This is a genomic window from Micromonospora sp. WMMA1996, from assembly GCF_002573675.1.
Taxonomy (GTDB): Bacteria; Actinomycetota; Actinomycetes; order Mycobacteriales; family Micromonosporaceae; genus Micromonospora; species Micromonospora sediminicola.
This window is the reverse complement of record NZ_PDHU01000001.1, coordinates 2,005,636-2,029,358: the sequence shown is the minus strand read 5'-3', so window position 1 is coordinate 2,029,358 and position 23,723 is coordinate 2,005,636. Positions and strand designations below refer to the sequence as shown.

Genomic DNA, 23,723 nt, shown 5'->3' with positions numbered 1-23,723 from the left:
CATCACTTCTTGTTGGTCTAGCGTGGCGGCATGGCGGACGATCCGAGCACCGTGCACCTGACCGACGCGCGGGCCATGCGGGCGCTGGCCCATCCCACCCGGCTGCGTCTGCTCGGCGAGCTGCGCCGGCGCGGTGCGCAGACCGTCGGCCTGCTGAGCGAACACACCGGCGAGGCGGTCGGCTCGGTCAGCTACCACCTGGGCAAGCTGGCCGAGCACGGCTTCGTGACGGAGGCGCCCGACCTGGCCCGCGACCGTCGCGAGCGGTGGTGGCAGGCGGCGCACGCCCGCACCCAGTGGGAACCGGTCGAGCTGCTCGACGACCCGGAGCGCCGGCTCGCCTCCGACCTGTTGCGCCGGGCCGCCATGCAGCGCTATGTGGACCGCTACCTGGCATACCTGGAGTCCGAGGCCGACCTCGACCGGGCCTGGGTGCGCGGCACCACCAGCAGCGACACGGTGCTGCACCTGACCCCGGACGAACTGGTGGAGCTGCGCCGGGAGCTGTCCGAGATGGGCGCCCGGTGGCAGGCACGCGGCGCGCCCGGGCGGCCGGGCGCGGAGATGGTGACGCTGATCTGGCAGGCCTACCGGGGCCCGCGGTGACGCGCGACCGCCGGCCACTGGCCGGACTGCTGATCGGGCATGCCGTCTCGCTGACCGGCAACGTGCTGACGTTGATCGCGCTGCCGCTCTATGTGCTGGCCGAGACCGGCTCGCCGGCGGCCACCGGGCTCGCCGGCGCGTTCGCCACCGCACCGGTGGTGCTCGGCGGCGCGTTCGGCGGCGTGCTGGTCGACCGGATCGGCTACCGCCGGTCCAGCGTCCTGGCCGACGTGGTCTCCGGCGCGACGATCGCCGCCGTACCCCTGTTGCACGCCACCGTCGGCCTGCCGTTCCCGGCGTTGCTGGCGCTGGTCTTCGTCAGCGGGCTGCTGGACACGCCGGGCCAGACCGCCCGGACCGCGCTGATGCCGGAGGCCGCGGCCGCCGCCGGGGTGCCGATCGAGCGGGCGATCGGCTGGGAGGAGGCGACCTCGCGCGGCGCCCGCATGATCGGTGCGCCGGTCGCCGGGCTGCTGGTCGGCGTGCTGGGCGCGGTGCCGGTGCTGGCCATCGACGCGGTGACGTTCGCCGTGTCGGCACTGGTCGTGGCGCTGCTGGTGCCGCGCGGCCTACGCCCGGCCGCCGAGGAGCCGGAGCCCGACCGGCGCGGCTACTGGTCGGATTTCGCGGCCGGGCTGCGGTTCCTGGTCCGCGAGCCGCTGCTGCGGGCCATGGTCCTGCTGGTGCTGGTGACCAACCTGTTCGACGCGGCCAAGAGCCAGGTGCTGCTGCCGGTGGTCGCCGACCGGGAACTCGGCGGCCCGGCCGCGTTCGGCCTGCTGGTGGGCACCATGGGCGGCGGCGCGCTGGTCGGCTCGCTGGTGTTCAGCGCCATCGGCCACCGGCTGCCCCGCCGGGCCACGTTCGTCACCGCCTTCGCGGTGTGTGGCGCGCCGCCGCTGTGGGCGCTCGCCGCCGCGCCGCCGCTGCCGGTGATGGTCGCGGTGGTGGCGGTGGCCGGGCTGGCCGCCGGCGCGCTCAACCCGCTGATGGGCGCGGTGGAAGTGGAGCGGGTGCCGCCGGCCATGCGGGCCCGGGTGTTCGGGGTGATCGGTGCCGGCGCGTGGGCGGCCATGCCGGTCGGCGCGTTCGGCGCGGGCCTGGCGGCAGACCGGTTCGGCACCACCTCCACGCTGGTCACCATGGGCGCCTGCTACCTGCTGGTGGTGCTGACGCCGCTGCTCGGCGGGCCGTGGCGGGAGATGCGCCGGCCGCCGTCGACGCGGGATCGACAGCCGGTGCCGGCCGACGCCGCCTGACGACGGCACGCATCGACGGGGAGCGCTCTCTTGACAGGGGACGGCTTCGTTCATACCTTCATCGAAGCCTATCTTTATGGTTTGTTTACCGTTCGGCGGGCCCGGCCGCCGGCACGGGAACGACCCACCCCCACCACCGCAGGAGGCACCCCGTGCGCAGCATCCGTACCGTCGCCGCACTGGCGATGGCGGCGGTCGGCCTCACCGCCGCCCTCACCACCGTTCCGAGCACCCCCGCGATGGCCGCCCCCGGCGCGGTCACCTGGTCCGACGACTTCAACGGCCCGGCCGGCGCCGCGCCCGACGCGAGCAAGTGGCGCTACGACGTGGGCGGCAGCGGTTGGGGCAACAACGAGTTGCAGTACTACACCACCAGCACCCGCAACGCCGCGCTCGACGGCAACGGCAACCTGGTCATCACCGCCCGCAAGGAGAACCCGGCCGGCTACAACTGCTGGTACGGCAGCTGCCAGTACACCTCGGCCCGCCTGCTCACCAACGGCACGTTCGCCCAGGCGTACGGGCGGTTCGAGGCCCGCATCAAGGTCCCGCGCGGGCAGGGCCTGTGGCCGGCGTTCTGGATGCTCGGCAACGACATCGGCACCAACCCGTGGCCCAACAGCGGCGAGATCGACATCATGGAGAACGTCGGCTACGCGCCGTCCACCGTGTGGGGCACGCTGCACGGCCCGAGCTACTCCGGCGGCAACGGCATCGGCGCGTCCACCTCGCTGCCCGGCGGGCAGGCGCTCGCCGACGCGTTCCACACGTTCACCGTGGACTGGGCGCCCGACTCGATCACCTGGTATCTCGACGGCGTCGCGTACTCCCGCAAGACCCCCGCCGACGCGGGCGGCAACCGCTGGGTCTTCGACCACCCGTTCTTCATGATCATGAACGTGGCGGTCGGCGGCAACTGGCCCGGCTCGCCGGACGGCTCCACCACGTTCCCGCAGACCATGACGATCGACTACGTCCGGGTGCAGGCCTGGGACAACGGCGGCGGGGGCACCGGCGGCCCGATCGTCGGCTACGGCGACAAGTGCGTCGACGTGGCCGGCGCCAACACCGCCAACGGCACCGCCGTGCAACTGTGGACCTGCAACGGCACCGCCGCCCAGCGCTGGACCTGGAACGCCGACGGCTCGGTGCGCGCGCTCGGCAAGTGCCTCGACGTCACCTCCGGCTCGACCGCCAACGGCGCCAAGGTGCAACTGTGGGACTGCAACGGCACCGGAGCCCAGAAGTGGGTGTTCAGCTCCGCCGGCGACATCGTCAACCCGCAGGCCAACAAGTGCCTGGACGCCACCGGCCCCAGCTCGGCCGACGGCACCCGGCTACAGATCTGGGAGTGCGGCGGCACCGCCAACCAGAAGTGGCGGCGCTGACCGGATCCCCCGCCCGGGCGGGCGGCGCTCACCGCCCGCCCCGGCGCCCCACCCAACCGACGAAACGCCGGTAACGGTCGACCGCCTGCCCGCCCCGCGCCGGGGCGGGCAGGTCCGCCTCGGCCTGCGCGTACAGCGTGGCCAGATGGACCAGCAGCGCGGGACGCGCCTCCCGGTAGGCCGCGAGCAGCCGCAACTTCGCCGGCGAGCACGGCCAGGCGATCCCGCACGCCCGGCACCGCCAGGTCGGCCGCGACGGGACGTGCTCCCGGCGACCCCGGCTCACCGCAGCCTCAGCGCGACCGCGCGCGCCTCCTCGTCGGTCAACGGCAGGAACCACAGGAACCGCCGCACGATCTCCGGTGGCTGCGGCCCACCGGGACGGCCGCGCAGGTCACGGATCGCCCGCCGGGCCAGCCGGACGAACTCCGGCAGCAGCTCCGCCCGCCGCGCCGCGTCCGTGGGCGTCGCCGTCCACGCCGGACACGGCCAGTCCGCGCCGCAGGCGTCGCACACCCAGGCCGGGCCGGTCGCCCGGTGCCGGCCCGGCGATCCGTCCCGCTCCCCCTCGGGTACGTCCGGCCGCACCACGCGGGCCCGTTCCTCCGGCATCGTCCGTCCCCTCTCGTCGCGGCGACATGCCGTCGACCAGAACCCTGCCGAGCGTTGCGGGACAATCACACTGCGTTGCAGGATGGCTGCGGGATGCCCGGGATGTTCGAGGAGGACGTCAGGATGAACCGCGCCGTGGCGGCCGCGATGGCCGAGGCGGGCCACACCGCCGAGAGCCTCGCCGAGCGGGTCGGCGTCGACCCGAAGACCGCGGCCCGGTGGGCCAGCCAGGGCCGCATCCCGCAGACCAGGCACCGGGCCCAGGTCGCCGAACTGCTCGGCCGGGACGCGGCGGAGCTGTGGCCGGACGCGCTCAAGCGCAAGGAACCGGCCTGGTTCCGCCCCTGGGCCGACATCGAACGAGAAGCGACCGCCCTAGGCTGGTACGAGTCCAGCGTCCTGCCCGGGCTGCTACAGACGCCGGCCTACGCTCTCGCCGTTCTCCGCAGTGGACCCCTCTTCGCGGACGCGGACGCGCTCCTGGAAGCACGCCTCGGCCGGCAGGCAGCCCTGCTCGATCGACCGCGTCCGCCACTGATGGTCTTCGTGATCGACGAGTCCGCGCTCCGGCGGGGCGATCCCGAGGTCATGCACCCGCAACTGGACCACCTCGTCGACCTCGCCGGCCGCCAGCACGTGATGGTGCACGTCCTTCCCCTGCGTGCCGGCCTCCATCCCGGTCAGGCCGGGCCGTTCATCATCGCCAGCACTCCGGACGGGGAGGACGTCGGCCACCTCGACGACCAGGCCGCCGGGCGGATCACGAATGACGTTGCGGCGCTCTGGGCGGTCTGGGATACCGTGAGGTCCGTTTCGCTCCCGCGAGACCAGACCATCGATTTCCTGAGAGCCCGATCATGGATGAACTGACCGGCGCGCGCTGGCGCACCAGCACTCGGAGCAGTTCCAACGGTGGTGCCTGCGTCGAGGTGGCCGACGGCGTGGCCGGGGTGGTCGGCGTGCGTGACTCGAAGGATCCGGGCGGACCGGTCCTCGTCTTCACGCCGCCGGCCTGGCGGGCGTTCGTCGCTCACCTCGCGCCCCGACGCTGACGCCGATGGGCGGGTTCACCCCCGGGACGATCCACACCTCCCGCCTGCTCCTGCTGCCGTTGCGCGCCGACCACGCCGAGGAGATGGCCGGTGCGCTCGCCGACCCGGCGCTGCACACCTTCATCGGCGGCGCGCCCGCGGCGGCGACGGCGCTGCGGGCCCGCTACGAGCGGCTGGTCGCCGGCTCGCCCGATCCGGCCGAGTCGTGGTGCAACTGGGTGATCCAGCTACGCGACTCGGGCCACCTCACCGGCACCGTGCAGGCCACCGTCACCGAGCTCTCCGGGTCGGCGCCGGACGGCGCGACGGGCGGCGCACGGGCGGTCGGACACCGGCACCTCAGCGACGCGGACCCGGCCGCCGCCGGGCCGGTCGCGGAGATCGCCTGGGTGGTGGGCACACCCTGGCAGGGGCGCGGGATCGCCACCGAGGCCGCCCGCGCGATGGCCGGCTGGCTGGGGCGGGGCGGTGTGCGTACTCTCGTGGCCCACATCCACCCCGACCACCGCGCGTCGGCGGCGGTGGCCACGGCCTGCGGCCTGGCCCCCACCGACGTGTGGCACGACGGCGAGGTCCGCTGGGTCGGGCCGGCTCGCCGCCGTGGCGGCGAGCGACCGGCATGATCGACACCAGGCCGCCGAAGTGGCGGTGTCGAACGCGCCCGGACCCCGCCACTTCGCCGAGGCGGCGTGGACCAAGCCCGGACCGTCGCGACGGGGGTCAGCGGGGTCAGAAGGGGGCGTCGATGGCCAGGCGGCGGACCTGGGTGAGGTAGGGGTCGAGTTCGCCGACCTCGAACCGGCAGGTGCCGATGACGTGCCAGAACTGGCCGCCCGGGTCGCCGTCCAGCTTGTACCGGCCGTCCGGGCTGACCGCCGCCCAACCGTCCGGCAGACCGATCAGCGTGGTCCGCAACTGGGCGTGCTCCGGGTCGGCCACGTCCCACAACCGGATGGTGCCGTCGTCGCCGGCGCTGGCCAGGAGGCTGCTGTCCGGGCTGAAGTGCACCGACCAGACCCGCCGGGTGTGCGCCGCGAGGGTGCCGTGCAGCCGCCCGGTGCCCGGGTCCCAGAGCCGGATCACCAGGTCGTCGCCGGCGGTGGCGAGCAGGTTGCCGTCCGGGCTGAACGCGCAGGACCAGAGCCGACCGGTGTGCTCGGTGAGCACGGTGCGCGCCTCCCCGGTGGCCACGTCCCACACCACCGCGGTGCCGTCGTTGCCGGCGCTGGCCAGCAGTGTGCCCTCGCTGTTGAAGCCGACCGAGTAGACCCGGTCGGTGTGGTGCTCCAACGTCATCCGGCAGGTGGCGGTGGCCGCGTCCCAGAGACGTACGGTCTGGTCGTCGCAGCCGGTGGCGATGGTCTCGCCGTCCGGGCTGAACGCCACGGTGCGCACGCGGCCCCGGTGCGGGGTGAGCGTGGCGAAGTGCCGGCCGGTGCGGCGGTACCAGAGGCGGACGGTGTCGTCGTCGTTCGCGGTGGCCAGGGCGTCGCCGTCGGGGCTGAACGCGACCGCCCAGACGTGGTCGGTGTCGACGTTGAGTTCCCGTTCGTCCGCGCCGGTGTCGGTGTTCCACAGGTGCACACCGCCGTCGCCGCTGGGCGTGGCGACCAGCGGCTCCTCCGGGCAGAACACCACCGACAGCAGGCGGTCCGCCGGGCTGGCGAGCTGCCGCAGCAACCGGCCGGTCCGCGGCTCCCAGAGCCGGATCACCCCGTCGTTGCCGCAGGCCGCCAGCACCTCGCCGTCGTCCCGGAACGACAGCGCGGTGACCCGCCGCCCGTGCCCGCGCAAGGTGTGCTGGAGCTGCCCGCTGCGTACGTCCCACAGCCGGGTGGTGCCGTCGTTGCTGCTGGTCGCCACCTGCGCCTGGTCGGGCCGCCAGACCACCGGCCAGACCGAGCCGCGGTGCCGGGTCAGCTCGTGCCGCACCTGACCGTCGTCGGTGTCCCAGATCTGGATCGCGCCGTCGCTGGCGGCGGTGGCGAGCAGGCTGCCGTCACCGTTGAAGCGGACGCTGTAGATCGCGCCGCGCTGCCGGCCGAGCACCCGGACCGGCCGGCCGGTCTCGGTCTCCCACAGGCGCAGCGCGCCGTGCGTGTCGCCGGTGGCCATCAGCGTGCCGTCGGGGTGGATGTCCAGGGCGTACACGTCGGCCTCGTGGCCGCGCGGCTGGCGCACCGTCGCGCCGTCGGTGGCCCGCCGGACCCACACCCGGCCGTGCTGCCCCACGGCGACCAGCAGCCGGCCGTCCGGTGAGTGCACCACCCGGTAGACCACCTCCGGCTCGCGCACCTCGAACGCCAGCTTGCCGGTGTGGATGTCCCAGCCGCGCACCGCGCCGGCGCTGTCGGCGACCACCACCCGCCGGCCGTCCGGGCTGAACGAGGTGCCCCAGATCGGCGCGGCGTGCCCGGGCCACTCGTGGCGCATCCGTGCGGTACGGGTGTCGAAGAGCCGGACCACGCCGGCCGCGTCGCCGACCACCAGCCGGCCCCGGCGGCCGTCGGTGAGCAGCGGCCACACCCAGCCGGCGAAGACGTCCTCGATGACGTGCCGCACGTCGCCGTGGTCGGCGTCCCACAGCCGGACGGTGAGGTCCGCCGCGCCGGTGACGAGCTGGTGCGAGGCGGCGTCGTAGCGCACCGCGTAGACCCGCGACCGGTGCCCCGGCAAGGTGCGCACCGGCAGCCCGGTGGCCGTGTCGCACAGCAGCACACCACCGTCGTCGCTGCCCACGGCCAGCACCGCGCCGTCCGGGCTGTACGCCACCGGCACCGGCAGCCGGCCCACCTCGAAGCCGTACCCGACGCCCACCGCGGGCGGGGCCAGGCCCGGCGCCACCGCACGGCCCGGCGCGACGACGGCGCCCCGCAGTTCCGGGGCCCGCAACAGCGCCGCGTCCGCGCTGACGTCGATCAGCGCCGTCCGGTGCCACCTGCTGCCGGCGATCCGGGCCCCCCGCAGGTCGGCGCGGAACAGGCGGGCGCCGGCCAGCTCCGCGTCGCGCAGGTCCGCCCCGGCGAGGCGGGTCTGGTCCAGGCGGGCGCCGCGCAGCCGGGCGTGCTCCAGCCGCGCCTCGGTCAGGTTGGTGGCGACCAGCCGGGTGTCGGTCAGGTCGGCGCCGGTCAGGTCGGCCCCGGCCAGCTCCCGGTGGGACAGGTCCTCGCCGCGCAGCACCGCGCCGCGCAGGTCGGCCCGGTCGGGCAGGCGCAGCCGCGCGCTGAGCCGCAGCGCGTTGGCGCGCAGCGTTTCGCCGGCCGTCTCGTCGCCGAGCACCCGGGCGGTCCACGCGGTGCACCGGGCCGGGTCGGCGAGGTCGCCGAGGAACTCCACGGCCAGCGCGGACAACGACCGGACCGCCAGCGCGGCCGGCTCCTCGCCCCGGTTGAGCTGCTCGGCGACGCCCTCGGCGACCAGCCACTCCATCACCGAGGTGTGGATGAACCCGAACAGGCCGTCGTCGGTGCGCACCAGCAGGCTGCCGGCGCCGACCGCGTGCGCGGCCTGCGGCCCGGACAGCCGGGACTCGGCCCGCCCGGCGAGCTGGCCGGTGGCCTCGGTCAGCTCGGACAGCCGCAGGTAGGACTCGCCGCTCTCCCACAGCTGGAACGCCAGCCGGCTCACCGCCTGCCACAGCTCGGGCCGGCGCAGGTTCACCGGCGCCCCCGGGATGCCCTGGGTGCGCCGTTCCTCGAAGTCCAGCCAGGACTCCAGGATCTCCCGGTAGAGGGCGGCGGCGCTGAACGTGCCACCGGCCCCCGCGACGGCGGCCAGCCGGCCCTCGTCGAGGTTGGCGATGAAGCCGAGCATGCGCGGGTTACGGGAGAGGCCGAGCAGGTCCTTCACGCCGGCGAGCAGGTTCAGCCGCTCCCGGGCGGCCTGCTCGTCGCCGCCGTAGCGGTTGCGCAGGAACGCCTCGATCTGGCCGGGCGTGAAGTCTTCCACGGCCAGCACCCGGCGGTGCGGCAGCAGGCCGACCCGCTCGCCCAACGCGGTCAGCACCTGCGAGTTGGTCTTGAAATGCTGGGTACGGCTGCTCACCACGATCTTCGCGTTGCCCTCGGCCGCCTGGAGCAGCGTCTCCAGGTGGTCGGCCGCCCGGTCGTAGGTCACCCGGGCCACCAGCTCGTCGAACCCGTCGAAGAGCAGGACGATCCGGCCCTGCCGCAGCATGTAGCGGAACGCCTTGAGGTCGATCACCTGCTCGCCGTGGTTGGCCAGGTGCGCGGCGACCAGCCCGTCGACGGAGTGCGCCTTGTCCAGCGCGCGCAGCTCGACCAGGATCGGGATCAGGTCGGGCGCGGCGGTGGGCAGCCGGCGGGCCACCTCACGCAACGCGAACGTCTTCCCGCGCCCGAAGTCGCCGAGCACCAGCACGAACCGGCCGTCCGGGGCGGACACGGTCTCCAGCAGCTCGTCCACCACGTCGTCGCGGACCCGCTGGTCGGCGCCGACCAGGTGACGGTAGCGCTGCGGCACGTACTGCCCGGGCGGGTAGAGCCGGTCGGCCTGCAGCCGGGCGGTCTGCGCCGCCACGTAGTCGCGCAGGTCGAGCAGACCCTGGAACTCGGTCAGGTGCAGCAGCCGTACGCCGCGCCGCTGCGCCTCCTCGGCCAGCCCGCGCGGTGCCCGGTCACCGTCGTAGACCAGCTCGGAGCCGAGGTCCGGGTCGGTGGCGTGGACCCGGCGGGCGAACCGGTCCACGTCGGCCGGCCCGGGGGTGCCCACGTGCGCGCCGACCCGCTGCTGCCGGACGACGCCGTCGGAGCGGTAGCTGACGTACAGGTGCGGCGGGTCGGCGTCGATCCGGCGCACCACCACCCGGTCGTAGCGGGCCTCGCAGACCTCACCGAGGCGGTCGAGCAGCCGGTCCACCGGCGACCGCGGCGTCGCCACCGGGGCGGCGGGCTCGCTCTGGGTGGGCCCCTCCACGGCGGCCGGCCGGCGCGGGTCGGGCACCTGGGCCGGCCCGGCCGCGCCGAAGGTGGCCTCGGCGCGCGGCCAGCTCACCGCCGTCGACTCACCGACCTCCAGCCGGTCGTCGCGGCCGAGCACCCACCGGGTCATCCCGTCCGCGCCGAGCCGCAGCACCTGCGCCCGGGCGTCGCGGGGCGCGGTGGCCAGCGGCACCACCGGGTCGACCCGGGCGGCCGGCGCGGCGTCGGAGAGCAGCAGGTTGAGCATCGGGCCGACGAGCCGGTTGACCGAGCCCCGGTCGCGCAGCGACACCCCGTCCGGCGGGGCCTCGTCGGCGTACGGGCTGCGCGGGCCCGGGGCGTGCGCCATCGCGCCCAGCCGCAGCCACCCGGACTGCTGGTAGTGGCGCAGCCGCTGGGCGAACCAGCTGGACTGCGCCTCGCCGAGGTAGCCGTACCGGTCCTCCTCGCGGTGGGTGATGGCGATGGTGGAGTTGAGCCCGGCCACCACCACCCGCAGGTCGGGCACGGCGAACAGCGTCCACGGCTGTTCGCTGTCGAAGATCCGGTCGTCGAGACCCTGGTAGAGCTCGTCGAAGAGTCGGGCGTAGTGCCGCCACTTGGGCCAGTACGGCGGCTGCGGGTCGACGTCGTCGGCCTCGCAGGTGGCGAAGTAGGCCCGGCAGGCGGCCATCGTCACGTCCCGCGGGCCGGGCACCACGACGAGGCGGTGCGGCTCCAGCCCGAGCAGCACGCGCAGCCCGGTGAGGAAACTCAGCGCGTCGGAGAACTCGCGCGGGCTGCCGGACTCGGTCAGGTTGCCGGCCACCACGAGCAGGTCGGGCCGGGGCACCCCGTCGTTCATCAGCAGCGTCAGGTCACCCATCAGGTGCTCCTGGCGTTCGCCCGGGGTGACCGGGTCACCCGGGGAGATCACCCCCCGGCCGAAGCGGGGACCGGCGACCTGGAGCACGGTGACGGTGTCGCGGGCGGTCGGTGGGGCGACCGAGGCCGGCGGGAACGGCGGCGGGTTGATCGGCGTACGCCGGGCGCGGCGCTGGGCGGGCGCGCCGCCGGCGGGGGCGGCGAGCACGCCGTGCGGGTCGTCGGGGTGGTGCGGGAAGGCCGGCTGCCGCATCGGCTTGGCCCGACCGTCGAGCGCCTCCCGGATCCGGTCCAGCACCCGGGCGCGCGCCTGCGCCGGGTCGTTCACCCCGACCAGGTCGACGTAGGTGATGGTGGCGAGCAGGCCGTCGATCGGGCAGTCCTCCACCCGCACGGTGACCAGCTTGTTGCCGGTGCCGTCCGGGTCGGCGCGCAGCGCCGCCTGCCACTCCAGCTTGCCGTACGTCGAGTGCAGGTAGCGTTCGGACAGCACCGCCACCACCACCTCGGCCTCACGGACCCCCCGGTCCATGAAGTCGATGAAGTTGGTGCCGGCGACGAAGTCCCACGCCTGGAGCAGGGTGCGGTAACCGGCGGCCTCGAACTCCCAGGCCAGCCACGTCGCCCAGCGTTCGTCGGCGGGCGAGTAGCTGATGAAGAAGTCGATGGGGCGGTCGGACCGGGTGGGGTGCGCGCCTACAGCCACGTGGTCATTATGGCCACCGACGGTCAACAGATCGACACCCTCGGCTGCCCGGGCCGTGATCGCGTCGGGTCGGACCGGGCCCGGCCGGGTGTGCGAGGATCATCCCTCGTGGAGACCGTCGGCGATCCGCCGTCCGCCGCGCCGGACCGGCCCCGTCGGCGGCGCCTGCACACGCTGGACTGGATCGCGATCGGGCTGGCCGTGGTCGGTGTGGGCTGCGTGCTCACCGGGCTGCTCCCCCGCGCCGACGCCGAGGCCACCGTGCGGCGGATCGTCCCCATCCTGATCTTCCTCGGCACGGTGGTGGTGCTGGCCGAGCTGACCGCGGTGGCCGGGGTCTTCGACGCGCTCGCCGCCCGGGTGGCGATCACCGCCCGGGGCAGCTTCCGGGCGTTGTTCTGGCTCTGCGTCGCCGTCGCCTCGCTGACCACGATCGCGCTCAACCTGGACACCACGGCGGTGCTGCTGACGCCGGTGATGATCGCCCTGGCGCGCACCCTGAACGTGCCGCCGACCCCGCTGGCGATGACCACGGTGTGGCTGGCCAACACGGCGAGTCTGCTGCTGCCGGTGTCCAACCTGACCAACATCCTGGCCAGCGACCGGATCGGTCTCGACCCGCTGCCCTGGGCGGCCCGGATGTGGTGGCCGCAACTGGTCGCCATCGCGATCACCATGCTGCTGCTCTGGTGGTGGTACTGGCGACCGGCCCGCGCCGGCGCCGATCCGTTCGTCCCGCCGCCGCCGTACGCGCCGCCGGACCGGACGCTCTACCGGACCGCGCTCGCCGCCTGCCTGCTGTTCGTCGCCGCCGTCCTGGCCGGAATCGAGATCGGGATCGCCTCCGGGGTGGCCGCCGCGATCCTGGTCGCCGGCTTCGCCGTGCGGGCCCGGCACCGGCTGCGGCCGGCGCTGGTGCCGTGGCGGCTGCTGGTCTTCGTGACCGGGCTGTTCCTGGTGGTGCAGACCATCGGCCGGCACGGCCTGGACACCGTGATGGGCACGCTCATCGGCACCGACCCGGGGGCGGAGGGGGCGCTGCGGGCCGGCGCGGTCGGGGCGGTGTTCAGCAACGTGGTCAACAACCTGCCGGCCTACCTGGCCGGCGAGGCGGTCATCGCCGTCGACCGACACACCCAGTTGCTGGCGTTGCTGGTCGGCACGAACGTCGGCCCGTTGGCCACGCCGTGGGCGTCGCTGGCCACCCTGATCTGGTACGAACGCTGCCGCGCCGCCGGCGTGGCGGTGCCGCTCGGCCGGTTCGTGGCGACCAGCGCCGCGTTGGCCGCGCTCGCCACGGCGGCCACGGTCGCGGCCCTGCTGGTCGGCCCCGGCGCCTGACCGGTCCCGTTCCTGTCCGGCCCGCCCCCCGTTTCCATCGTGACGTTCTCCCCTGCCCCGCCCGGCCCGCCAGCCGTCGCCGCAGCTCCCGGACCACCGGCAGCCCGTGGCCGGTGCCCGGCGCCCGCGGCCGGCACCCGCGGCCGGGGCCGATGACCGGTGACCGGTGACCGCGGCCGGGGCCGATGACCGGCGCCCGTGACCGGCGCCCGTGACCGGCGCCCGTGACCGGCGCCCGTGACCGGCGCCCGTGACCGGCGCCCGTGGTCGGGGCCCATGGCCGGTGACCGTGGCCCGTGGCCCGTGGCCTGTGGCCCGTGGCCCGTGGCCCGTGGCCCGTGGCCCGTGGCCCGTGGCCGGTGGCCCGTGGCCGGTGGCCGGTGGCCGGTGGCCGGTGGTGGGTGGCCGGTGGTGGGCTGCGGACTCCGACTCCGACCCTCCACCGAGGAGGTCACGGAGCGTGACTCGGGGCGGGAAGGCCCTCGCTTTCACCGATATACCGGAGAGTCATAATTATGCCTACCCGGTATATCGGTCTCGGGAGGTCAACCGTCCTGGCCACGGGCGGGACAACGAGAGGCCGTCGGAACCGCCGAACACCGCCACGCTCCGGGGCGGCGGACGACGACGCATCTGCCCGCTGGGCGCGCCGTGAGCCGCGCGCCGTGAGCCGTGAGCCGCGCCGCGCGCCGTGGGCCGCGCGCCGCCCGCCGTGAGCCGCGCCGCGCGCCGTGGGCCGCGCGCCGGAACGTCGCGCGGCAGGCCGTCGGAGGCTCGACCGCCACCCGCCGAGACGTCGCACGCCAGACCACCGCACGCCAGGCCATCGCACGCACGCCGGAGGGCGGGGTCACGGCGGTGGTGCGGGCGGACGGTGTCGGCTCCGGCGGAGCGCGTAGAGCAGCGCGCTGGCGGCGAAGAGCACGGCGGTGACCGCCAGCCAGCGGCCGAGCAGGGGCCGGGGCGCCAGGCCGGTGGCCGCCGTGTAGGTGCCGTCGCCCAGTCCGAGGATGCCGGGCAGGTAGACCAGGAACAGCAGCCCCGACCCGAGCGCCGGGACCCGGACGTGGTTGCGCGGCGTCGGGCCGACCCGTCCCAGCAGCCGGTCGACCGCCGCGTACGCCGGGAAGAGCACCAGGTCGTGCGCGACCACCGCGCCGAGGAACCACAGCAGCATCCGGCCGGCGGTCGGCTCGCCGGCCAGCCGCAACGCGATCCACCCGGTCACCGCGAAGCAGCCGACCAGGAGCAGCAGGTGCCAGGGCGCCGCGCCGTACGCCCGCCGGAACTCAGCCATCGAACACGATCTCCTCGACCCACTTGGTGCAGTGCACGCCGGGCAGCGCGGGCACCACGATCCGCGCCGGGAAGCCGTGGTCGGGGCTGAGGTCGACGCCGTTGACCCGCAGCGCGAGCAGCGCGTCCCGATCGTCGACCTGACCGCCGTGCAGGGTGGCCCGGTTGAACTGCCCGCCGCGCTCCAGCGACCGGACCCGGGCGGCGGCGGGCGCGTCGGCACCGACCAGCGCGGCCAGGTCCCGCAGGCGTACGCCGGTCCAGGTCTGCGAGGTGGACCAGCCCTCCACGCAGGCGATCGGCAGGGTGGCGGTGTGCTGGGGCAGCGCGAGCAACCCGGCCCGGTCCAGCGTCCGCGTCCGGTCGCCGGCGCGCAGCGTCAGCCGCCAGTCGGCGCCGGTCCGGTCCGGGGTGACGCCGGCCGCGGCGGCGGTGCGGTTGACCGGGAAACCGGTCGGTCCGTCGTCGACCCGCCGGCCGCGGGGCAGCAGCAACGCGGTCCGTCGCAACGCGTCCACGCTCTGCCCGACGGTCAGCGCGGCCAGCAGCAGCGCGCCCCCGCCGGCCAGCGCCAGCACGCCTCGGCGGCTCATCGTCGCCGGGCCCGGGTGGCGGGCCACCAGGCCGTCCGGATCGCGCGGCTCCGCCCGGGTCCGCGCCACCGGGGTACGCGCGAAGCCCGGCCCGCGCAGCGCGGTGACCAGCCGGGGCAGCTTGATCGTCACGTGGACCACCAGCGCGACGGTGAACACCCAGGCGCCGTACCAGTGTGCGGTGTAGAAGTCGAAGCCGAACAGGTACGCGTACTGGACGTTGAGCAGGCCGGTGGCGCTCTGGAACAGGATCCCGCCGACCAGCAGCAACAACGACAGGCGTTCCAGCACCTGCGCGAGCGAGCGGGCCGGCGGCCAGGCGAACAGCTTCGGCACCACCGACCAGAGCTTGGTCAGCACCACCGGCACCAGCACGATCCCGAGCGTGACGTGCAGCCCCTGGGTGAGGCGGAACAGCCACACCGGGCGGGTCGGCCAGTCGAACACCGGTGGGTGCAGCCAGCCCACGTCCCGGGGAAACGCCTGCCCGAGACGGGGGCCGTAGGCGATCCAGTCGAGCAGCCCGGTGACGATCACCAGCGGCAGCGTGACGAGCAGCGCGGCGCCCAGCACCGAGGTCAGCCACGGGCCGCGTACCGGACTGCGCCAGGACCGGTCCACCGCGTCGACGCCGGGCGGACGGCGCCGGTCCAGCGCGCGCCAGAGCCGGGCCGGGGCGGCGTACCCGGGTCCGGGCGGCGGCGGGACGTCGGACCCGCCGCCTCCCGCGGTCGCGGCATCGGTGGGCACGGCACCTCCCTGGGCGACGGCGCCGGCCGGACGGCCGGTGCTCCCGGGTTCGGACGCTAGACGTCGACGCCACCTCACGACGGCTTTTGCCGCATTACCGAAGCCTTACCGTCGCCGTCCCTTACGGACCGCTGACGTCCCGGGCGAACCGGCCCCCGGCCGCTGCCGGGTGCCCTAGCGTGGGCCGGTATGCGGGTACTGGTCACCGGCGCGGCCGGGTTCATCGGATCGCAGATCGCCGACCTGCTGGCCGCCGAGGGCCACCAGCCGGTCTGCCTGGACGCCCTGCTGCCGCAGGCGCACGGCGGGACGCTGCCGGAGTGGGCCCGCCGGCACGACCCGGTGGTCGGCGACGTGCGCGACGCCGCGCTGCTGGACCGCCTGTTGCCGGGCGTGGACGCGGTCTGCCACCAGGCGGCGATGGTCGGCCACGGGCTGGACCCGTCCGACGCTCCCGACTACGCGGGGCACAACGACCTCGGCACGGCGGTGCTGCTGGCCGCCATGCACCGGGCCGGGGTGCGGCGGCTGGTGCTGGCCAGCTCCATGGTGGTCTACGGCGAGGGGCGCTACACCTGCGCCCGGCACGGGGTGATCCGTCCGGCCCCGCGCCGCACCGCCGACCTGGCCGCCGGCCGCTACGACCCGACCTGCCCGGCGTGCGGCGGCACGCTCGCCCCGGCCCTGGTGCCCGAGGACGCGCCGCTGGAGCCGCGCAGCACGTACGCCGCCAGCAAGCTGGCCCAGGAGCACTACGCCGCGGCGTGGGCCCGGCAGACCGGCGGCGGCGTGTGGGCGCTGCGCTACCACAACGTGTACGGGCCGCGGATGCCCCGCGACACCCCGTACGCCGGGGTGGCCTCGCTGTTCCGCTCGGCGCTGGCCGCCGGGCGGGCGCCGGTCGTGCTGGAGGACGGACACCAGCGGCGGGACTTCGTGCACGTGACCGACGTGGCCCGGGCGAACCTGCTGGCGCTGACCGCGCCGCCGCCGGAGGGTCTGGTCGCGGTGAACGTCTGCTCCGGCGAGCCGCACACGGTCGGCGACCTGGCGGTGGCGTTGGCCCGGGCGATGGACGGCCCGGCGCCGGAGGTGGTCGGCGGCGCGCGGGCGGCCGACGTGCGGCACGTGGTGGCCGATCCGGCCCGCGCCCGGGAGCTGCTCGGCTACACCGCGCGGGTCGGTTTCGTCGAAGGCGTCACCGCCTTCGCCACCGATCCCCTCCGCGCCCCCGCCGCCCTCTCCCCCGCCTGACTTCCCCGCTCCGCCGAGGCGGGGGTCAGGAGACGGTGAGGAGGAGATGGTTGACCAGGAGGGCGGTCAGGGCCTGGGCGGCGAGCCAGCGGCGGCGGGCCGGTGCCGGCAGGTGCGCGACGGCGACCAGCAGCCAGACCACGAACGGCAGCCAGATCCGCTCCACCTCGGCCTTGCTCATTCCGGACAGGTCGGCGGCGGCCACCACCAGCGCGGCGGCGGCCGGCAGCAGGACGGTCGGCCCCAGCGCCACGACCCGCCGGGCGAGCCGGCCCGCCGACCGACCGGGTGACGAGGACGTGCCGACCGGGTCCGTCCCGCCGGCGTCCGCCCCGGCGGTGACCCGCGTGCTTCCGACACGGTCGACGCCGGTCCGCCAGCCCGCCCGGGCGGCCACGGCGGCGCGACGCAGCGCCGGTCCGAGCACCGGCCCGGCGGAGAGCAGCAACGCCGCCAGGTTCGCCCAGACCCAGTACGCGTACGGGCGGTCGGCCGCCCAGCCCTGGTAGTAGCGGTCGACCACCCGGTCGTACCCCTCCCACCACCGGAAACCGGCCAGCACGAAGAGCGTGGTGACGGCGGCGACACCGGCGGTCGCGGCGAGCAGCGCCGACCGGCGACGGTCGGGTCGCAGCGCCAGCACGGTCACCGCCAGCGCGCCCACCAGCACAAACCCGTACGACAGGTGCAGCGCGAAGCCGAGCAGGAGCCCGCCGGCCAGCGCGGCCGTCGGTCCGCGTACCGCCAGCAGGGCCAGCCCGGCGGCGACCACGCCGGTGAACACCGCGTCGCCGGAGGCGCCCAGCCACACCGCCCCGGGCAGCAGCACCAGGAACGGCAGCACCGCCCGGGCGGCGTCGGCGGCGCCGAGCGCCCGCAGCGTGACCGGCACGGACACCGCGACGGTCGCGCCGACCAGCACGCAGCAGAGCGCGGCGGCGGCGCCGCCGCCGAGACCGACCCGGTCCAGCCAGACGAAGACCAGCAGCGCGCCCGGCGGGTGTCCGGCGGTGTGCGTGGACCAGGAGTCGGGTTGGAAGTCCAGGATCCGGTCGGTGAAGCCGGCCAGCATCCGGGGGATGTCGGTCACCCCGGGCACCTCGTGCAGATACTCGGCCTGGGGAGTGAGCCGCCGGGCCAGCCCGGTCGACCAGCCGTCCACGAGGGCCAGCGCCAGCGTCCACGCCACCGCCGCCAGCCAGCCGGCGGCGAGCAGCGGGCTCCAGCGCGCGGTCCGCGCCCAGCGCAGCCCGGGCCCGAGCACGACCAGCGCGACCAGGACCGCCAGCGGCGTACCCCAGCCGACGTGCGGACGCCAGGTGGCGTAGAGCGGCGCGGCGTCGGCGTGCAACCCCACGCCGCGCCGGTTGAGCGCCAGGCCGACCACGACGGCGGCGGCGAGCAGGGCCGCCTCGACCGCGACCACGACCAGGTCGCCCCGGTGCGGGGCTCCGGTCCGGTCCGCGGCCGGGGCGCGGCGCAGCGTGGGTGCGGATCTCATGACGACCGCACGGTACGGCCGGCCGGCGCACCGTGGGGCGGTAGCCGCAGGCGCGTCACCGGATGGTAAGAAATGCCTGCTCGGTAAGGGTTCCGTAAGCCCGATCGGGGTACGGGGCGACGCGTCCCGGCCTAGCGTCGGCGGCATGCGGACACAGATCGACGTGGTGCTGCCGTGCCTGGACGAGGCCGCCGCCCTGCCCGGGGTGCTGGGCGCGCTGCCGCCCGGCTACCGGGCGATCGTGGTGGACAACGGCTCCCGGGACGGCTCGCCCGAGGTGGCCGCCCGGCACGGCGCCCGGGTGGTACGCGAGCCCCGGCGCGGTTACGGCGCGGCCGTGCACACCGGGCTGGAACACGCCGAGACCGAGCTGGTCTGCGTGCTGGACGCGGACGGCTCGTTCGATCCCGGTGAGCTGCCGGCGCTGGTCGCCCCGGTGGCGGCCGGCACGGCCGACCTGTCGGTGGGCCGCCGGCGGCCGGTGTCCACCTCGGCCTGGCCGTGGCACGCCCGGGCCGGCACCGCGGTCGTCGCCGCGCTGCTGCGGCAGCGGGGGGTGCCGCTGCGCGACCTCAGCCCCATCCGGGTGGCGCGGCGGGAGGCGCTGCTCGCGCTCGGGGTCACCGACCGCGCGTTCGGCTACCCCCTGGAGCTGATGATCCGGGCGGCGGCGGCCGGTTGGCGGATCCACGAACACGACGTGCGCTACGCCCCGCGGGCCGCCGGCACGCGGTCCAAGGTGTCCGGCTCGGTACGCGGCACGGTCCGGGCCACCCGCGACTTCCTGACGGTCCTGCGCACCGTGGACGGCCGTCGGTGACCGTCCTGCTGGTGGTGGCGAAGGCGCCGGTGCCCGGCGCGGTGAAGACCCGCCTCTGCCCACCGGCGTCCCCGGTGCGGGCGGCCCGGATCGCCGCCGCCGCGCTGCGCGACACGGTGGACGCGGTCGCCGCCACCCCGGGTGTCGTGCCGGTCCTGGCGCTGGCCGGGCGTCTCGCCGACGCCGAGGACGGGGCGGACCTGGCCGCCGCCGTGGCCGGGTGGCCGGTGCTGCCGCAGCGCGGTGACGGCCTGGCCGACCGGCTCGCGCAGGCGCACGCCGACGTGGCCGACGCGTACCCGGATCGGCCGGTGTTCCAGATCGGCATGGACACCCCGCAGCTGACCCCGGCGCGGTTGGCCGCCGCCGTACGCCGGTTGGCCCTGCCCGGGACCGACGCGGTGCTCGGGCCGGCGGCGGACGGCGGCTGGTGGGCGCTGGGGCTGCGGGACCCGAGGCGCGCGGCGGCGTTGCGCGACGTGCCGATGTCGACCGTCGACACCGGCCGGCTCACCCACGCGGCGCTGGTCGGCGCCGGCCTGCGGGTCGCGGCGCTGCCGACGCTGCGCGACGTGGACGACTGGGCCGACGCGCGGGCGGTGGCCCGCGCCGCGCCGGGCGGACGGTTCGCCCGCGAGGTGGCCGCGCTGCGGCCGGTCCTGGTGCCCGGCGGCGACCGGTGAGCCGGCTCAGCACCGCGGTTGAGCCGCGGGACGGCTTCGGGGCCGCGCTGCGGCGGCGGGCCGGCGCGCACTGGCTGGTGCAGGCCGACGGCGTGCGGCGCCGGCTGCCGGTGGAGCGGTGGCACGGCCGGGCGGAGCCGGCGATCGCCGCGGTCGTGGACCGCTGCCACGGACCGACGCTGGACCTCGGCTGCGGCCCGGGCCGGCTCACCGCGGCGCTGACGCGCTCCGGCGTGACCACGCTCGGGGTCGACGTGTGCGCCCGGGCGGTGGCGCTGGCCCGGTCCCGGGGCGCGGTCGCGGTGCGGGCCGACCTGTTCGATCCGCTGCCCGCCGAGGGCCGGTGGCGGCACGTGGTGCTGCTGGACGGCAACATCGGCATCGGCGGCGATCCGGGCCGCCTGCTGCGCCGGTGCCGGGAGCTGCTGCACCCGGACGGCACGGTCCTGGTCGAGCTGGAGCCGCCGGGCAGCGGCGCCTGGCAGGGTCAGGCGTACGTGGTCTCCGGGCGGCGCCGGGGGCCCAGCTTCGGTTGGGCGCGGCTGGACACCCGGGCGGTGCACGGTCCCGCCGCGACGGCCGGCCTGACCGTGCGCGACGTGCGACCGGCCGGCGGACGCTGGTTCGCGGAGCTGGCCGCCGGACGAGCCCTCGCGCCGGGCATCGCGGAAAAGGGCTTCGGCGGGGCGCCGGCCGGCCGCTAGCGTGCGTCCATGACCGCCGCCCCCACCCTCCACTTCCATGCCGACCCGGGCGAGTTCCTCGCCGTCGCCGGCGACCACCTGGCCGCGGACCCGGTGGTCGGCACCGTGGTCGCCAGCGTCACGAACCGGGCCGCCGCCCGCCGGGCCGAAGGGGTCGCGACACCCGACGGCGACTGGTGGTTGGTGGTCCGGGACGCCCGCGGCGCGGTGGTCGGGGTGGGGATGCGGGCCGCCCCCTTCCCGCCGCGCCCGCCGTTCCTGCTGCCGATGCCGACGGAGGCGGCCGTCGCGCTGGCCCGGACGTGGCACGGGCGCGGCGAGGAGGTGACCGCGGTCAACGGTGCCCTGCCGGCGGCCCGCGAGTGCGCCGCCGAGGTGGCCCGGCTCGGTGGCGGCCGGGTCGAGGTCGCCCAGCACACCCGGCTGCACGAACTCGACGAGCTGATGCCGCCCGCGTCGGCCCCGGGCGCGCTGCGGGTCGCCGCGGAGGACGACGTCGACCTGGTCGCCGCGTGGTACGACGCGTTCATGGCCGACGCCGACGAGCAGGCGGGCCGCGCGCGCGGCGCCAGCGCCCACGAGACGCCCGACCGCGAGGAGCTGCTCCGCCGCATCCGGGGCGGCCGGGTCTGGTTGTGGACCGACCCGGCGGGCCGGCCGGTGCACCTCACCGCCGCCAACCCGACGTCGTTCGGCGTGGCCCGGGTCGGCCCGGTCTACACGCCGCCGCAGCAGCGCGGTCGGGGTTGGGCCGCCGCCGCGGTCGCCGAGGTCAGCCGCCTGTTGCGGGCCGAGGGCGCCCGGGTGTGCCTCTACACCGACCAGGCGAACCCGACATCGAACCGGCTCTACGCACGGCTCGGCTTCCGGCCGGTGGTCGACATGGCCAACCTGGTCGTCGTGCGCTGACACCGCTTCCGAGTCAGCCGGCGAGGCCGAGCGCGGCCAGCCGGCGCGGGTCGGCGATCACGTCCACGGCGGCGACGCGTCCGGCCACGACCGTGAACGCCATCACCGACAGCGTCCGCCCGCCGGCGCTCACCAGCACCCCGGCGGCGCCGTTGACCAGCACGGGTCGGGCGTACGGGGACAGCCGGCCGAACGTCGTCGCCTGCGCGGCCACCGCCGGCGCGCCGGTGAGCACGGTGGTGTGCCGGGTCCGCGCGGTCCCGCCGTCGGAGCGGAGCACGACGTCCGGGTGGAGCACCGCGATCAACGCGTCGAAGTCGCCGTCGCGGGCGGCGGTCAGGAACGCGTCCACCACCGCGCGCTGACGGGCCAGGTCCGGGTCCGGGGCGGGCGCCTGCCCGCGTACCCGACGGCGGGCCCGGCTGGCGAGCTGCCGGGCCGCCGCCGGCGAGCGGTCGACCAGGGGGCCGATCTCGTCGAACGGCACCCCGAACATGTCGTGCAGCACGAACGCCAGCCGCTCGGTCGGGGTGAGCGTGTCCAGCACCACCAGCAGCGCCAGGCCCACCGCGTCGGCGAGCACCGCCGCGTGCGCGGGGTCGGCGTCCGGTTCCACCACCGGGTCGGGCAGGTGGCCGTCGAACGGGTCCTCCCGACGGGCGGCACGGGACCGCAACGTGTTCAGGCTGACCCGGGCGACCACTGTGGTCAACCAGGCGTCCAGGTTGTCGATCGCGCCAGCGTCGGCGCGGGCCAGCCGCAGCCAGGTCTCCTGCACGGCGTCCTCGGCCTCGGACAGCGAACCGAGCAGCCGGTAGGCCACCGCCCGCAGCCGGGGCCGCTGCCGTTCGAACCGCTCCGCCAGGGTGTCACCCACCGTCACAGCCTCCCCTTCCGCCTACCGTCCCGACCCGCGCCGGCACCCGGACGTGACGGCAGGTGACCGCGATCACATCGGTCACACCGGCCCGCCGCGCCGGGTCGGGGAGGTGACACCACGAAGCTGACGGGGAGGAACCATGGCGACACCCATTCTGGTCACCGGCGGCACCGGCACGCTCGGCCGGCACGTCGTACCGCTGCTGCGGGCGGCGGGGCACCCGGTCCGGGTGCTCAGCCGCCGCGGCGGCCGGACCGGTGACGGCGTCACCCACGTCACCGCCGACCTGCTCACCGACGCGGACCTCGTCCCCGCGACACGCGGAGTGGACACCGTGCTGCACCTGGCCGGCGGCGCCAGGGGCGACGACCGGGCCGCCGGCAACCTGGTCCGGGCGGCGCGCCGGGCCGGCGTGACGCACCTGGTGCACGTCTCCGTCGTCGGCGCCGACCGGGTGCCGCTGGCCTGGATGCGGTCCAAGCTCGACGCCGAGCGCGCGGTGGTCGACTCGGGGCTGCCGTGGACGGTGCTGCGGGCCGCCCAGTTCCACGACCTGGTGCTGACCATGCTGGCGACGATGGCGAGGCTGCCGGTGGTCCCGGTCCCCGGCGGGCTGCGGCTGCAACCCGTCGACGCCGGCGAGGTGGCGGCGCGACTGGTGGAGCTGGCGCTCGGCGCGCCCGCCGGCCTGACGCCCGACCTGGCCGGCCCTGGCACGCACGGCGTCGACGAGCTGCTGACGGGCTACCTGACCGCCACCGGCCGGCGTCGGCCACGGCTGCCGGTGCGGGTTCCCGGGCGGGCCGGCCGGGCCTACCGGGAGGGGGCCAACCTGGCCCGGCCGGGCGCGACGGTCGGCGTACGGACCTGGGACGACTTCCTGGCGCGGCAGGCTCAGCGCGCCGGTGCGCGCCGTGGCGACGGGGCTAGGCGAAACTGAGCCCCTCCGCGCGGGCGCGTTTGAGTTCGGAGAAGGCGCCGCAGGTGGCGAGCAGGCGGGCGCCGTCGAAGACCCGCAGCGCCTCGTCGCCGCGAGGGATCGACGTGAGCACCGGGCCGAAGAAGGCCACGTCGTCGACGACCACGGTCGGCGTCCCGAGGTCCTCGCCGACGAGTTCCTGCGCGCGTGCGGTGCTCGCCCGCATCAGGGCATCGACGTCGCCGTGGTGGGCGGCGTCGGCCAGGTCGAGGGGAAGACCCGCCTCGGCCAGGGCTGCCGGAACGACGGTGTCCAGGTTCTTGTCGCCCTCGTCGTGGATCCGGCGACCGAGCGCCGGATAGAGACGCGTGAGGGCGGCGGGGCCGTGGTGCGCGGCTGCGGCCGCACAGACCCGCGCCGGCCCCCAGGCCCGGTCGTTGAACTCGCGGTACCAGGGCTCCAGCTCGCGGTGCTCGTTGATCACGGCCAGGCTCATCACCTCGAAGCGCAGGGCGATCGGACGGAGGCGGGCCACCTCCAGGAGCCAGCGGGAGGTGATCCAGGCGAACGGGCAGGACGGGTCCACGTAGGCCGTGACCGTCGGCGACGACGCGTCGGCCAAAGCATCTTCCATGGAAGAGAACTT

General features: G+C 75.9%; 21 protein-coding genes. 13 read left to right on the top strand and 8 right to left on the bottom strand.

What is annotated here, in order from left to right:
- Nucleotides 1-30: 30 nt before the first annotated feature.
- The 3 genes from COO58_RS09730 (at nt 31) to COO58_RS09720 (ending at nt 3,253) form a co-directional block, all read left to right on the top strand.
- On the top strand, nt 31-606 hold the full coding sequence (locus COO58_RS09730; RefSeq protein WP_098744674.1) for a winged helix-turn-helix domain-containing protein: 576 nt from the start codon (nt 31-33) through the stop codon (nt 604-606).
- Nucleotides 603-1,865, top strand: coding sequence for an MFS transporter (locus COO58_RS09725; protein ID WP_098744672.1), 1,263 nt, complete (start codon nt 603-605; stop codon nt 1,863-1,865). Before COO58_RS09730 ends, COO58_RS09725 begins: the two co-directional genes overlap by 4 nt.
- Before the next feature lie 152 nt (nt 1,866-2,017).
- Nucleotides 2,018-3,253: a glycoside hydrolase family 16 protein gene (locus COO58_RS09720; protein ID WP_098744671.1), complete on the top strand. Its 1,236-nt coding sequence runs from the start codon at nt 2,018-2,020 to the stop codon at nt 3,251-3,253.
- 28 nt (nt 3,254-3,281) lie between these two features.
- Here the strand turns inward: COO58_RS09720 and COO58_RS30170 are convergent, their stop codons facing one another.
- Together COO58_RS30170 and COO58_RS09710 are read right to left on the bottom strand one after the other, a co-directional pair.
- The gene (locus COO58_RS30170) at nt 3,282-3,539 is read right to left on the bottom strand and encodes a flavin reductase (protein ID WP_176558783.1); all 258 of its coding nucleotides are present in this window, start codon (nt 3,537-3,539) and stop codon (nt 3,282-3,284) included.
- Nucleotides 3,536-3,865 (bottom strand): hypothetical protein, encoded by a 330-nt coding sequence (locus COO58_RS09710; protein WP_245666377.1) that lies wholly within the window; start codon nt 3,863-3,865, stop codon nt 3,536-3,538. Before COO58_RS09710 ends, COO58_RS30170 begins: the two co-directional genes overlap by 4 nt.
- Nucleotides 3,866-3,988: 123 nt before the next feature.
- Between COO58_RS09710 and COO58_RS09705 the strand changes: the two genes are divergently transcribed.
- Genes COO58_RS09705 through COO58_RS09695 form a run of 3 tightly spaced genes read left to right on the top strand, consistent with a single transcriptional unit; the run spans nt 3,989 to nt 5,540 of the window.
- A complete protein-coding gene (locus COO58_RS09705; protein ID WP_098746218.1) occupies nt 3,989-4,735 on the top strand; it encodes a Scr1 family TA system antitoxin-like transcriptional regulator in 747 nt (248 codons plus the stop codon).
- Nucleotides 4,723-4,917: a DUF397 domain-containing protein gene (locus COO58_RS09700; RefSeq protein WP_098744669.1), complete on the top strand. Its 195-nt coding sequence runs from the start codon at nt 4,723-4,725 to the stop codon at nt 4,915-4,917. Before COO58_RS09705 ends, COO58_RS09700 begins: the two co-directional genes overlap by 13 nt.
- A gap of 5 nt (nt 4,918-4,922) precedes the next feature.
- Nucleotides 4,923-5,540 (top strand): GNAT family N-acetyltransferase, encoded by a 618-nt coding sequence (locus COO58_RS09695; RefSeq protein ID WP_098744668.1) that lies wholly within the window; start codon nt 4,923-4,925, stop codon nt 5,538-5,540.
- Between the two features lie 106 nt (nt 5,541-5,646).
- Here the strand turns inward: COO58_RS09695 and COO58_RS09690 are convergent, their stop codons facing one another.
- Complete coding sequence (locus COO58_RS09690) at nt 5,647-11,427, bottom strand: TIR domain-containing protein (protein WP_098744666.1); 5,781 nt, start codon at nt 11,425-11,427, stop codon at nt 5,647-5,649.
- Between the two features lie 108 nt (nt 11,428-11,535).
- Here COO58_RS09690 and COO58_RS09685 point away from each other — a divergent pair, with 108 nt between their 5' ends.
- Nucleotides 11,536-12,768, top strand: coding sequence for an SLC13 family permease (locus COO58_RS09685; protein ID WP_098744665.1), 1,233 nt, complete (start codon nt 11,536-11,538; stop codon nt 12,766-12,768).
- 850 nt (nt 12,769-13,618) lie between these two features.
- Here COO58_RS09685 and COO58_RS09680 read toward each other — a convergent pair.
- Entirely contained in the window at nt 13,619-14,065 is a 447-nt protein-coding gene (locus tag COO58_RS09680; RefSeq protein ID WP_091574242.1) for a hypothetical protein, read from the bottom strand.
- Nucleotides 14,058-15,407, bottom strand: coding sequence for a molybdopterin-dependent oxidoreductase (locus COO58_RS09675; RefSeq protein WP_098744663.1), 1,350 nt, complete (start codon nt 15,405-15,407; stop codon nt 14,058-14,060). The genes COO58_RS09680 and COO58_RS09675 overlap by 8 nt, the downstream gene beginning before the upstream one ends.
- A 189-nt stretch (nt 15,408-15,596) precedes the next feature.
- On the opposite strand from COO58_RS09675, the gene COO58_RS09670 reads away from it, so the two are divergent.
- On the top strand, nt 15,597-16,661 hold the full coding sequence (locus tag COO58_RS09670; protein WP_098744661.1) for an NAD-dependent epimerase/dehydratase family protein: 1,065 nt from the start codon (nt 15,597-15,599) through the stop codon (nt 16,659-16,661).
- 25 nt (nt 16,662-16,686) lie between these two features.
- Here the strand turns inward: COO58_RS09670 and COO58_RS09665 are convergent, their stop codons facing one another.
- On the bottom strand, nt 16,687-18,162 hold the full coding sequence (locus COO58_RS09665; protein WP_098744660.1) for a hypothetical protein: 1,476 nt from the start codon (nt 18,160-18,162) through the stop codon (nt 16,687-16,689).
- Between the two features lie 145 nt (nt 18,163-18,307).
- On the opposite strand from COO58_RS09665, the gene COO58_RS09660 reads away from it, so the two are divergent.
- The 4 genes from COO58_RS09660 to COO58_RS09645 are packed head-to-tail and all read left to right on the top strand — an operon-like array spanning nt 18,308 to nt 21,278.
- Nucleotides 18,308-18,982, top strand: coding sequence for a glycosyltransferase family 2 protein (locus COO58_RS09660; protein ID WP_091574238.1), 675 nt, complete (start codon nt 18,308-18,310; stop codon nt 18,980-18,982).
- The gene (locus COO58_RS09655) at nt 18,979-19,665 is read left to right on the top strand and encodes a DUF2064 domain-containing protein (protein WP_091574237.1); all 687 of its coding nucleotides are present in this window, start codon (nt 18,979-18,981) and stop codon (nt 19,663-19,665) included. The genes COO58_RS09660 and COO58_RS09655 overlap by 4 nt, the downstream gene beginning before the upstream one ends.
- Nucleotides 19,662-20,369: a methyltransferase domain-containing protein gene (locus tag COO58_RS09650; protein WP_098744658.1), complete on the top strand. Its 708-nt coding sequence runs from the start codon at nt 19,662-19,664 to the stop codon at nt 20,367-20,369. Before COO58_RS09655 ends, COO58_RS09650 begins: the two co-directional genes overlap by 4 nt.
- 9 nt (nt 20,370-20,378) lie before the next feature.
- Nucleotides 20,379-21,278 (top strand): GNAT family N-acetyltransferase, encoded by a 900-nt coding sequence (locus COO58_RS09645; RefSeq protein WP_091574236.1) that lies wholly within the window; start codon nt 20,379-20,381, stop codon nt 21,276-21,278.
- Nucleotides 21,279-21,291: 13 nt separating this feature from the next.
- Here COO58_RS09645 and sigJ read toward each other — a convergent pair whose 3' ends face one another.
- Complete coding sequence (sigJ, locus tag COO58_RS09640) at nt 21,292-22,161, bottom strand: RNA polymerase sigma factor SigJ (RefSeq protein WP_176558782.1); 870 nt, start codon at nt 22,159-22,161, stop codon at nt 21,292-21,294.
- A 136-nt stretch (nt 22,162-22,297) separates the two neighbouring features.
- Between sigJ and COO58_RS09635 the strand changes: the two genes are divergently transcribed.
- On the top strand, nt 22,298-23,098 hold the full coding sequence (locus COO58_RS09635; RefSeq protein ID WP_098744657.1) for an SDR family oxidoreductase: 801 nt from the start codon (nt 22,298-22,300) through the stop codon (nt 23,096-23,098).
- Here the strand turns inward: COO58_RS09635 and COO58_RS09630 are convergent.
- Entirely contained in the window at nt 23,085-23,711 is a 627-nt protein-coding gene (locus COO58_RS09630) for a disulfide bond formation protein DsbA (RefSeq protein ID WP_098744655.1), read from the bottom strand. The two genes, COO58_RS09635 and COO58_RS09630, sit on opposite strands and share 14 nt — an antisense overlap.
- Between the last annotated feature and the right edge of the window lie 12 nt (nt 23,712-23,723).

Coding starts and splice junctions, on each gene's coding strand:
- COO58_RS09730 (WP_098744674.1), top strand. CDS start 31: ATGGCGGACGATCCGAGCACCGTGCACCTGACCGACGCGCGGGCCATG.
- COO58_RS09710 (WP_245666377.1), bottom strand. CDS start 3,865: ATGCCGGAGGAACGGGCCCGCGTGGTGCGGCCGGACGTACCCGAGGGG.
- COO58_RS09705 (WP_098746218.1), top strand. CDS start 3,989: ATGAACCGCGCCGTGGCGGCCGCGATGGCCGAGGCGGGCCACACCGCC.
- COO58_RS09700 (WP_098744669.1), top strand. CDS start 4,723: ATGGATGAACTGACCGGCGCGCGCTGGCGCACCAGCACTCGGAGCAGT.
- COO58_RS09695 (WP_098744668.1), top strand. CDS start 4,923: ATGGGCGGGTTCACCCCCGGGACGATCCACACCTCCCGCCTGCTCCTG.
- COO58_RS09680 (WP_091574242.1), bottom strand. CDS start 14,065: ATGGCTGAGTTCCGGCGGGCGTACGGCGCGGCGCCCTGGCACCTGCTG.
- COO58_RS09670 (WP_098744661.1), top strand. CDS start 15,597: ATGCGGGTACTGGTCACCGGCGCGGCCGGGTTCATCGGATCGCAGATC.
- COO58_RS09665 (WP_098744660.1), bottom strand. CDS start 18,162: ATGAGATCCGCACCCACGCTGCGCCGCGCCCCGGCCGCGGACCGGACC.
- COO58_RS09660 (WP_091574238.1), top strand. CDS start 18,308: ATGCGGACACAGATCGACGTGGTGCTGCCGTGCCTGGACGAGGCCGCC.
- COO58_RS09645 (WP_091574236.1), top strand. CDS start 20,379: ATGACCGCCGCCCCCACCCTCCACTTCCATGCCGACCCGGGCGAGTTC.
- COO58_RS09635 (WP_098744657.1), top strand. CDS start 22,298: ATGGCGACACCCATTCTGGTCACCGGCGGCACCGGCACGCTCGGCCGG.
- COO58_RS09630 (WP_098744655.1), bottom strand. CDS start 23,711: ATGGAAGATGCTTTGGCCGACGCGTCGTCGCCGACGGTCACGGCCTAC.